The organism is Limnothrix sp. PR1529 (assembly GCF_002742025.1).
Lineage (GTDB): Bacteria > Cyanobacteriota > Cyanobacteriia > CACIAM-69d > CACIAM-69d > CACIAM-69d.
The window spans coordinates 1-9,778 of record NZ_LIRO01000078.1 but is presented as its reverse complement, the minus strand read 5'-3'; the positions used below and the strand labels follow the sequence as shown (position 1 = coordinate 9,778).

General features: G+C 53.5%; 8 protein-coding genes. All 8 read right to left on the bottom strand.

The features are described 5' to 3' along the window. The coding region (locus tag AMR42_RS12210; protein WP_099533817.1) for a M48 family metalloprotease at nucleotides 1-1,953 on the bottom strand (1,953 nt) is incomplete at its 3' end. Between the two features lie 76 nt (nucleotides 1,954-2,029). Beyond that, entirely contained in the window at nucleotides 2,030-2,368 is a 339-nt protein-coding gene (locus AMR42_RS12205) for an MGMT family protein (protein WP_099533815.1), read from the bottom strand. Nucleotides 2,369-2,489: 121 nt separating this feature from the next. Next, nucleotides 2,490-5,141, bottom strand: a complete 2,652-nt coding sequence (locus AMR42_RS12200) for a replicative DNA helicase (RefSeq protein WP_099533814.1) — start codon at nucleotides 5,139-5,141, stop codon at nucleotides 2,490-2,492. A 279-nt stretch (nucleotides 5,142-5,420) separates the two neighbouring features. Further along, on the bottom strand, nucleotides 5,421-5,879 hold the full coding sequence (gene rplI, locus AMR42_RS12195; protein ID WP_099533812.1) for a 50S ribosomal protein L9: 459 nt from the start codon (nucleotides 5,877-5,879) through the stop codon (nucleotides 5,421-5,423). 234 nt (nucleotides 5,880-6,113) lie between these two features. Continuing rightward, nucleotides 6,114-6,443: a hypothetical protein gene (locus tag AMR42_RS12190; protein ID WP_190527717.1), complete on the bottom strand. Its 330-nt coding sequence runs from the start codon at nucleotides 6,441-6,443 to the stop codon at nucleotides 6,114-6,116. Between the two features lie 1,248 nt (nucleotides 6,444-7,691). Next, a complete protein-coding gene (locus tag AMR42_RS12180) occupies nucleotides 7,692-8,261 on the bottom strand; it encodes a hypothetical protein (protein WP_099533807.1) in 570 nt (189 codons plus the stop codon). 411 nt (nucleotides 8,262-8,672) lie between these two features. Further along, the gene (locus AMR42_RS12175) at nucleotides 8,673-9,053 is read right to left on the bottom strand and encodes a hypothetical protein (protein ID WP_234406971.1); all 381 of its coding nucleotides are present in this window, start codon (nucleotides 9,051-9,053) and stop codon (nucleotides 8,673-8,675) included. A gap of 304 nt (nucleotides 9,054-9,357) precedes the next feature. Beyond that, on the bottom strand, nucleotides 9,358-9,778 hold a 421-nt coding region (locus tag AMR42_RS20495; protein ID WP_099533804.1), incomplete at its 5' end, for a hypothetical protein.

The window sequence follows — 9,778 nt, the reverse complement described above, 5'->3', positions numbered from 1 at the left end:
GCCGGCCACCATGCCCACCCAAGGCCCGGACTGCAGCCACAGGGTTTGAGGGGTGGTGGGTCTCAGGGGGCGGGCCCGGGGCAAGGGTGGCAAGTAGCGTTGTTGTTGGTCTTGGGCCGCTCGATCGCTGGCTTCAAATTCCGGTTCCAATCGCCAGCGCACGGCCAATTCCGCCAGGGTGGCCATTCGCTGGCCCGTGAGCGGATGGGTGTGATTGAGCTGGAGCCAAGTGCGATAGGGATTGCGTCGGCCCCAGGCCCACAGGGGTTCGGGAGGCGCGATCGGGTGGAAGCTGCCTTCAATGGCGGCGCAGGTGGGGCTGAAGGGCAACAACAGCTCGATCGCCACCAACCAAGGGGATAGGGCCCGGTTCGCGATCGCCTGTTCCGCCACTGCCGCACCGCACTTAACCAGGGCCCGCGCCAGGGCATTGGGATCCCCCGTTTCGGCGGCCCCGAGCCGATCGGCTTCGGCCTGGCGCGATCGACTCCAACCAAACAGGGCCCAACGCTCCACCCGATACAGCCCATAGGCCAGGGCCGACAAACCCACCGCCCCCAGCTTGGCGGGCCAAAGCTGCCAGGTTTCCGCCAATTGCGCCGCCCATTGATGCAAACCATAGGGCAGCAGCAACACCACCGTGGCCCAACTGGCGATCGCGCTGTCGCCGCGATCAATTTGGCTATATTGAGCGGCCACCAAAGTTGCCAGTTCCCCATCACTCAGACCATCGATCGCCCCTTGACTAATGGCTAGGCGAGCTTGGGCCGGCAACCAACCATAGACCACCACCACCGGCAGATCCGTGGTTAGCAACCGGAGATAGGGAACCGGGCGATTGCGCGATCTCACCAGTCGCTGCAACAGGCGCGCCGTTTCCGGCCGCTGGGCAGACAGTTCTGAAAACTTGCGCGTTTGGCTGCCCCAACGGTGCATCACCTCATCCAACAGCCAGGGCGACCCCAAAAACAACAGCCCCAAGGCGATCCAAGCCGAAACCGAGGGATCATCGGTGATGTAGGGCGTGGCCTCTCCCCAAATGGGCAACCAAGGCAACAAAACCGACAGCCAATCCAACAGTTTGTTATAGGTGGCGGTTCCCAACAGGACAGACTGTTGCACGAGCCAGGCCAAAAGCACGATCGCGATCACCTGGCTCACCAACCGCTGTCCCCAAGGCCTTGGGGTCAAAGCCGTGCGGCGATCGGCTCGGCCCCCGTTGCGCCATTGAACGCTATAGGGTTCGGGGGTTTGGGCATCCGTCGCCGCCGGGGGTTGCGCTTCCGGTGCAGCCGTCTCCACCGTTGTCACCACCGCCATCACGGCCGGCGGGCGATCGGGATTGGGAGACAAAGGAGGGGAACCAGCTACGGCACTTGGGGGAAGATCCGATTTCGATGGGGATGTAGGTGCGGTTGCAGGGGCGATCGCCGGATTCGTCCCCGGGTCAGCGCTCGCAGATCCCGATGAGGAGGCCAAAGCAGAAGACCCCAAGGCTGGAGACCCCAAGGCTGGCGATCCGGGATGAGGATTCAACGCCACCCGCACCACCTGGGTTCGCTTCCCGATCGCCTGGGGATCCGTTAGGGGCACAAATCCCGCATTTCCCGCTTCCAGGGGCACAAATCCCGGATCCTCGGCAGCTTTGGGTTTTGGGGTGGGCGGCGGTGGGGGCGGTGGCTTCAGTTGAGATCGCGCTTGGGTTGCCCATTGACGCACCTGGGGGTTGGGATGGTTCAGCAGCGATTCACAAAGGGCGATCGCCTTGGCCCATTGCCCCACAGCTCGATAAGCCCCCACCAGGGCCGCCTGGGCCCGAGCCTGCTCTGCCCCCGTCAAGGTGGCGCTGGCCGTTTCCAATGGGGCGATCGCCGCCGCCGGTTGCCCCTGCTTTAGGGCCGTCAAACCCGCTTGGAGCTGCGATCGCGCCCCCTCTGCCCCCAACTCCGCCATAGTTTCAACCCAAAACTAGCCAACCCAAGACGCAGAATTCGACGGTTGCTCAACCGTTCAACTTCCGAATCCAAATCTAAAGGCTAGTGTGCCCATCAGGCTCCCCCGGCCGCCACCGATAGACCCGCAAATTGACCCGATCGGCTGTATCAAACTGCACCCCCTCCCGTTCCAGCAACGCCCGCTGCAAATAATCATTGCCCTGCCGAAACGGTGAGTAGGAAATTTCCCCCCGCGCATTCACGACCCGTTGCCAAGGAATGTCGCGATCGTCTCCCGCCACCCGTGCCAGGGCATAGCCCACCAACCGCGCCTTGCCCGCCAAGTTGGCCAGCTCGGCCACTTGCCCATAGGTTGCCACCTTGCCTGGGGGAATTTGCTGAACCACCGCATAAATTTGGGCATAAACCGTCATTGAATTGCCATTGCTCCTCAACCGCCCGATCGCTGTTCAATCCGATACTCAAGCCAAGATCAAAGCCAAAATCTAAAACCAGACTTTCAAGATATTCGCTAAGATTTCAGCCAGGTTTCACCTAAGGCTGAAAGCGGCCACCACCGCCACCAGCCATATTTTTAAATTGCGTAAACTGCGAATCAAACAATAGGCGAACTGTGCCCGTTGGGCCGTTACGGTGCTTGGTCAGCAACACTTCTGCAATTCCCCGGTCGGGAGTATCTGGGTTGTAGTACTCCTCTCTATAAAGCATTAAGATTAAGTCCGCATCTTGCTCAATACTGTTATGAACAATGATGTTATTTGCCACGAAATTGTGATGCTCTGGGACTGTTAAATCAAAAACCTCTTCTTCTCCATCTGGCTCGATCGAAACCACTTCATCCCAATAGACATCGCTATTAGCCAGATTTTTTAAGCTGCTCGAATCCAGAACTTCTGCAATTCTATTCAAACGTTCACGACTGAGATTCTGTTGATAAAGTGCTGTTCCACAATATCGAGTACCCAAAGCATTTTGGAATTGTCGCTGAGTCATTCCAAACTCAGAAATTATTGCCAAGATCTGGTTTGACCAAACTCTAGACGGAATAACATCTCGATTGGTATTCGCAGAATGTGAATCAAGGTATTCACAAACCGACTGTAGAGCAGTTTGTTTTCTAATGCCATAGGCTCCAACTTGTTGAACAAAGCGGCAAAGATCTTCATGACCTGTAACAACCACATGATATTGATCTCGCCCTTTACCCTTCTGAGAAATTTTCTTGAGCCTTGCATTGATGCCTAGTCTAAGCAGAAGTGTTTGTACGCCTTCTGCCAAGTGCCAACTGCTGGAAGAATAATAAGCAAGGGGGCGTAGATTTTTCCCACGCAGGAGATGAATCGAGCCGTCGGTAGCCCATAGGTGTTTCAGAAATTTGGCAATGGTCAAATCATCCTGACGAAACATCAGCTCTGGGATGTATTTTTCCCATGACCGCAATCCAAAAATTCCAAACTGATCTAGCCACTCTGCTACTGGATTCCGAACGCCATGCGTTAAAGGAGTGGCCGATGATAAATAGACTTGATACCAGTTTCGCTCAGGTTTAATGCGTGCTTGGATATTGTCGCCAAACACTTGAACCGCAAGTTCTTGAACAGCGGTTGCCAAGTCTAAATCCACTGTTGTGTACTGAATCGCGTGGCGCGGAAGAGTACAACCATCACCAATGAGATGACCCATCAGGGCAACTTCTGGCTGTGTGATAGTCGTAGTTTGATTCGGGGCAAGCTGGCGCGGCAGAGCAATTCTCATGCGCTGTTGCAAGCAATCGAGTCGCAGCCAACCATCTAAAGTTAGAAATTGATGGTTAGCCGTTGCACGAATTTGACGACCCAGACGAGTTGTTAAACGGAAGACCGGTTTAATTCCTGTTGAAAAAGCATGGCTAACTCGCTTAGACTCTAGTTTCCAAGTAATTGGATTTAAAGCCAATACAGAGAAGTTTTTTCGTCCAACGAGTTGACGAATGGGTACTCGCTGGCCGCTATCAGCCATGAGCACCAAAGTATCGCCGGTTAAGCAACCTGACTCGCGCAGATCCGACATCATTGGTCGCTTATTTGTTCGTGATTCTACGCTACGACTGAGCTGAGACAGGGCCAAGATTGGCACATTTAATTCCCGAGCCAGGGCCTTGAGCGATCGGGTAATTTTTGACAACTCCTGTACCCGGTTATCTCCGCCTCCTTCCATTAATTGCAGGTAATCAATCACAATTAGTCCCAATGCGCCGCCGCGTTCCGCTTGCAGGCGACGGGCTTTTGATCGCATTTCTGTAATTGAAATATCCGCCGTGTCGTCAATATAAAGCTTCAGGTTAGAAAGACCTTGAATGGCCGACCCAATTCGCCCCCATTCGTTTTCGCTAATCCGTCCCGATCGCAGGCGATTACTTTCAATTTGCGCTTCGCTGGAGAGCATCCGATACATCAGTTGCTCCTTCGACATTTCTAGACTAAAAATGGCGATCGGGAGGTTATGAATTGCAGCCACATTGCGAGCCGCATTCATCACAAAACTGGTTTTGCCCATTGAGGGCCGACCCGCCACAATGATCAAATCCGATCGCTGGAATCCCTGAGTCATCGCATCTAGATCATAGAAGCCGCTGCTCAGTCCCGGCATCTGAGATTCCAGGGCCCGACTTTCCAGCTCAAAGAATGCTTCCGAGAGAATCACCTCCGCAGAAGTCAAATCGTTTTTGGCTTTGGATTGGGTGATATTAAACAGGCGCTGTTCTGCGCGATCGAGCAATTTTGCCAACTCTTCCCTATTGTCAAATGCCAACTGCGCAATATCACCGCCCACGGAAATTAGCTGTCGCCGCACATATTTATCGGCAATCAAAAGGGCATAGCGATCAATATTGACTGCGCTAACGGTGCGATCGAGCAGTTGCGATATTTTTTGCGAGCCGCCTACTTTTTCTAAGAGGTCTCGATCCTTCAACCAAGTGGTCACCGATAGCAAATCCGTAGGATTGCCTCGGGCGTGCAATTCACGCATGGCTTCAAAAATGGTGCGGTGGGCACTTAAATAAAACGCCTCCGGTGTCAGAATTTCAGCAACGCGGTTCATCGCTTCCGGATCTAGCAAAATGCCGCCAAGGATCGACTCTTCCGCGTCAATATTTTGCGGCGGCAGTCGATCGCTCACGGTCGAAAAATCAAGCGACTCACTCATATTGCAAACAAGTTTGATCGATGGGTTCGCGATCGCAAAAATAAAGAAAATAGGGAATCTAATAGGAAATTCAGGGCCATGCGCATTCTGATCGGCACTATGCCACAGAAATGGGGGCTGGAACTAGCCAGACCCCCATGGGCGTGAGTTGCTCGGAATCCCGCTGGGGATCTGAGCGATGGATAGGATATTCAGGACAGGCATGATGGAGAGCGGGCCACCAGCGATCGACCATGAGCGATCGCCTAGCTGATGTGCCCAGCCATCCCGGCGGCAATCCTACTCGGCAATCACTTCGATCGTCGCCGTTGCCACCACTTCCGGGTGCAACTTCAGCGACACCGTGTACTTGCCCAGCTTGTTAATTTCGGGCAAGGTCATATCGCGGTGATCCAAATCGATCCCGGCGTATTCCTTCACCTTGTCAGCCACTTCGCGGGTGGTCACAGTTCCAAAGATCGCATCGCCTTCGCCCACCGACTTGGCAATCCGCAGCGTACCCACGGTAGACAGAGCCGTTTTGTTGGCTTCTGCGCGTTGTTTTTCTTCAATCTTGCGTTGGCGCTCGGCCTCGCGGCGGCGCTCCACTTGCTTCAAAATTCCAGGGGTTACGTTAACGGCTGCCCCCTGAGGCAGCAGGTAGTTGCGGGCATAACCGGGAGCCACTTCTACCAAATCGCCGGTCTTACCCAGCTTGCTAACGTCTTTGCTCAGAACTACTTGAACTCGCTTAGCCATGGTTGAGGATATCGTGTGTTGGGCTGTTGATGGGCGGGTCGCTGGGTAAGCACTCGGGCACTGCGCAATTACGGTGTAGGAGCGATGTCACGCGCACCGATCGCGCCCCACTCAACAAACTTTTAGACATTGCCAGACAAAAGGCAATTTCCAATATTAACAGCTATGTCGAGCTTGGCAGCAGTCTGAGGACGAAGATTCATCAGCGAAGCCTGGCGGAAATTGTCTAAATCCTTAGCGTGTGCCCGATCCCTGGCTGCGGCTGGGGCCGCCGGAGTCTGGAGGGGTGGGCGCTGGCTGTTGGGCGGCCGCTCGCACTAACCAACTCTGCTCGGGAGAACCGGCCAGGGCAAAGCGCTGGCCCCGACCCAGCCAAGACCAGGGTTCCACCACCGCCAACAGCCCCCAAGCCAAAATCACCATTCCTTTGATCAGGGGTTGCGATCGATCCAGGATCGCAGCGGATCGACTTTCGCCCATGACCAATCTTGCTGATTCCCCTTCCGATCGGTGCATGAGTCGTTGGGGGCGAACCACTGTCCTTCGATCGCAACAGTCCAACATCACAAACCTCCCTAGTGCTTCAAAAACACAAATTAAAGGGCGAAGCTTAACAAGCAATCAAACCGAAACTGAATGGTTAATGGTGATTTTTGAATAGCAATGATTCATTTCAGGCATTCATTTCAGTCATTTATTTCAGTTATTCATTGTTGCAATTCATTAAAATAATAAATTGCAAATCATCAATCGCAAATGATTGATCACAAGCGGCTGATTACAGCGGTTAACAGTATGGTTCACAGGCTGATCACAGTTGGTCACGGTTGGTCAGAACCGCTACCACCCCAAAAAATTGATGACCTAGCGGGGGATGCTCCCGATCGTGATGTTGGTTTCCAAACAATCCATCAAATTACGAAACAATAAACAAACATCATGATCAGAGTGATCTTGACTGATCTTTGATTGTCCAAGCTTGATGATGAAAACTAAGTTAATGGAACCTAATTGGCACAAACTCAGTCAGTGGTCATCAAACTCAGGCTTTCAAAGGTTGCAATCAAGAGTCGTAACCCAAAATTGCAGCTTCAAGTTACAACTTGTAATCGCGACTCAGAATCTTGACCCCGAATCTCAACTCAAGATTGCAACTCAAGATTGCGGCTTAAAATCGCAACTTTAGGGCTGCTTCTACGGTTTCGTGGGCAAGCTTTGGAGCTTCGGTTTTAGCACTGATTTTACGCATTGACCATAGCCCTCTAGTAGTACCGTAGAACGGATATGGGTAACTCATCAGATCTCTTGGGAATTCTGAAGAAAATCTTAATATCCACCATCATAGCCACTACTAGTCTGGTGAATTTCCTGTGCCTCGACCGCTAATTCACCTCGGCACAAAATACCTGAAGCCTTTGCCAAAGCTGGGTTTCCAGGATCAGCAGGTGGGTTTTCTTATATCTGATAAATTGCTCAATTAAACCCACAATCATTCCCGACTACGGCCCCATCGGGCCGAGCCGCAATCGTCGTCCAAGCTCCGTGCTCCTATTCCGTACTCCCGTTCCGTGCCCCTGTTGCGCCTAAGTTTCCCATTCCCAATCAGGGCTAATCATCGAAGAAAAATCCGGTTCATTAGCCCTGAGCGGGATTGGTTAAACTTTTTGAGCAATCCATGACATGGGATTAAAGAAAATACCAAATTTTGGCGAAAATTCGTAAAAATTCAGGGGCGATCGCCTGTGGAAATCCTGCAAGTGATTAATGGTTGGCGATCGGCGCTTTTTGCTGCGGCTAGGCTGCTTGTTGCGGTTATTGATTTAACCACTCCATGAGTTCGGCGGGGCTGAGTCCCAAATCTTTGGCCAGGCGATCGGTGTCGCTGCTGCCGCCAGCATCGCGAATTTCGGCCAGTTCTTGCGCCGATCGCCCCACAATTCGGGCAATGTTTTTGAGCTGCCCGTCATTAATCGGCCGCCCTTCGTAAATATCCTTCAGCTCGGGAGGCGAAAGACGATAGGAATCGCAAAATTGCACAAACTCCTGGCTCCCCATGCCCAGGGCGGCTTGGCGATCGCGCAGCAGATAGGCAATGGCACGGGGGCCGCTGGTGGGGCGAATGGTGGTTTCCAAGTACCGCAACATCAGTTGGCCCACCTGTTGGGAGTTGCCGCCCATTTTGGCCACCATGTCGGAGCAAAGGCGCTTGAAAGCTAAGCGCAACACGGTGTTGGTCGCTTCTAGTTTCTTTTCGCGATCGAACAGCTCAGACAACTGGTTAGCAAATTCACTGGTGCACCATCCCACCTCTTCGCCGTTGATGGTGAGGCTGGAATACCAACGCTGGGGGCCAAATTGCACCTTGGGGCTGTCTGTCGCCACGATCGTCTCCTTATGCAAACGCAGGTATATGCAGGGCCTGAAAATCCTGAAAACACTGAGCGGGTTGGGTCGATCGGGGTTCGGGGCGTTGGCGACGCAGAATTCTGAATTCGCAGCTTGCCTTGGCCTTGGTCGATGCAACCCTCTCCATCATCATCCATGATCCACTCTGACCATTGAGAGATCATCTCAGAGATTATCCCCGGCCCTTCAGCATCATGGATGATCAAAACCAGGGACGATCAGACGATTAAATGATTTTCTAACGATTTTATGGACGATTGAATGCTGATTGGATGATTTGTTAATGATTATGGGGATTTCAGGCGAAACTGGCCGCATCCGCCACCGAAAGCCCCAACCACGAGCGGCGGCCGAAACGCCCAAAACCGCTTTTTCGATGTTTTGCAATTAACTCTCGGGCAAATTGGGTCGATCGAGGGGCCGACAAAAGGTTTCGACTCCTTGATGGCTGACCCACAGAACCACGGGCAACAGCAACACGGCCGGACAGGGGGGCTGATCATCCAAATAGCCCAGGGTGGCTGCGATCGCCCCTTGGGCTAGGGATTGGCGAACCGGTTCTTGCACGCAGAGCCGGGCACGACATCGCTTGGCCAAGCCTTCCAACCAACCATCACTGCGATCGGGCTGTTGACCGGCCCGAATGGCCAGGGCGATCGCCGCATCTTCGAGATCGCCTTCACAATCTTCAATCTCTGCCAGAGCCTCCAAAGCAGTGGGATATTCTGCTAACTCAACCCGCAGTTGGGCGATCCTGTCCGTTGACACTACCAAACGATTTTCGTTGCTCATAAAATCCGCAATTCGTCCGCAATCGATCGGCCTGCCTCAGTCCAGCACCCGCGAGCTAGAGACTGGCGACCCCTTCTAGCAACCAACATCAACAGAAATATCAAACAGAAAAATCAACCAGAAGAAATATCAAACAGAAAAATCAACTCATCAACAAAAACGTTAGCCAAGCCCATGTACTCAACCATTGACTCAGCCCATGTACTCAACCAACTCAGTGATTTGGTTCGTCTAGTCCGCCGGTCAAGGCCAATGGTCAAACCCATGGGCCACTGCCCATTTAGTACAAATACACTTCGCCCTGTTCGGTCACGTTCACGTAGTTCACATCGTGATCAATGTTGTCGGTGGCGGTTAACACCAGCTCCAGATCGCCTTGGGGGGTCACGGTGGGGCGAGCCAACAGAAAACCGCGATCGGCCCGATACAACACCAGATTGCTCGGGGTGGGCAACATCTCCAAAACGCTGGTGGCGCGATCGGGAGAGTCTAGCTGACCGGTCAACAGGCGATCGCCCGTTACGCCAATCACCTCAAAGGCCACCTTGGCATTGGTGAAATTCACTAACCGCACAGTCACCTTGCCACCCTTGAGGGCCAAGCGCGAGGCGGGCAATGGAAAACGAGCTGGCAAGGGCAGCCGGTTCGCTTCGGCGCGCGTGTTGGGGCTGTTGGGCACGGCGCGGGCCGGTGCGGGGGTG

Excerpts from the sequence above, each read along its gene's own strand:
- AMR42_RS12190 (WP_190527717.1), bottom strand. The coding sequence starts at position 6,443 with ATGTTGGACTGTTGCGATCGAAGGACAGTGGTTCGCCCCCAACGACTC.
- AMR42_RS12200 (WP_099533814.1), bottom strand. The coding sequence starts at position 5,141 with ATGAGTGAGTCGCTTGATTTTTCGACCGTGAGCGATCGACTGCCGCCG.
- rplI (WP_099533812.1), bottom strand. The coding sequence starts at position 5,879 with ATGGCTAAGCGAGTTCAAGTAGTTCTGAGCAAAGACGTTAGCAAGCTG.
- AMR42_RS12205 (WP_099533815.1), bottom strand. The coding sequence starts at position 2,368 with ATGACGGTTTATGCCCAAATTTATGCGGTGGTTCAGCAAATTCCCCCA.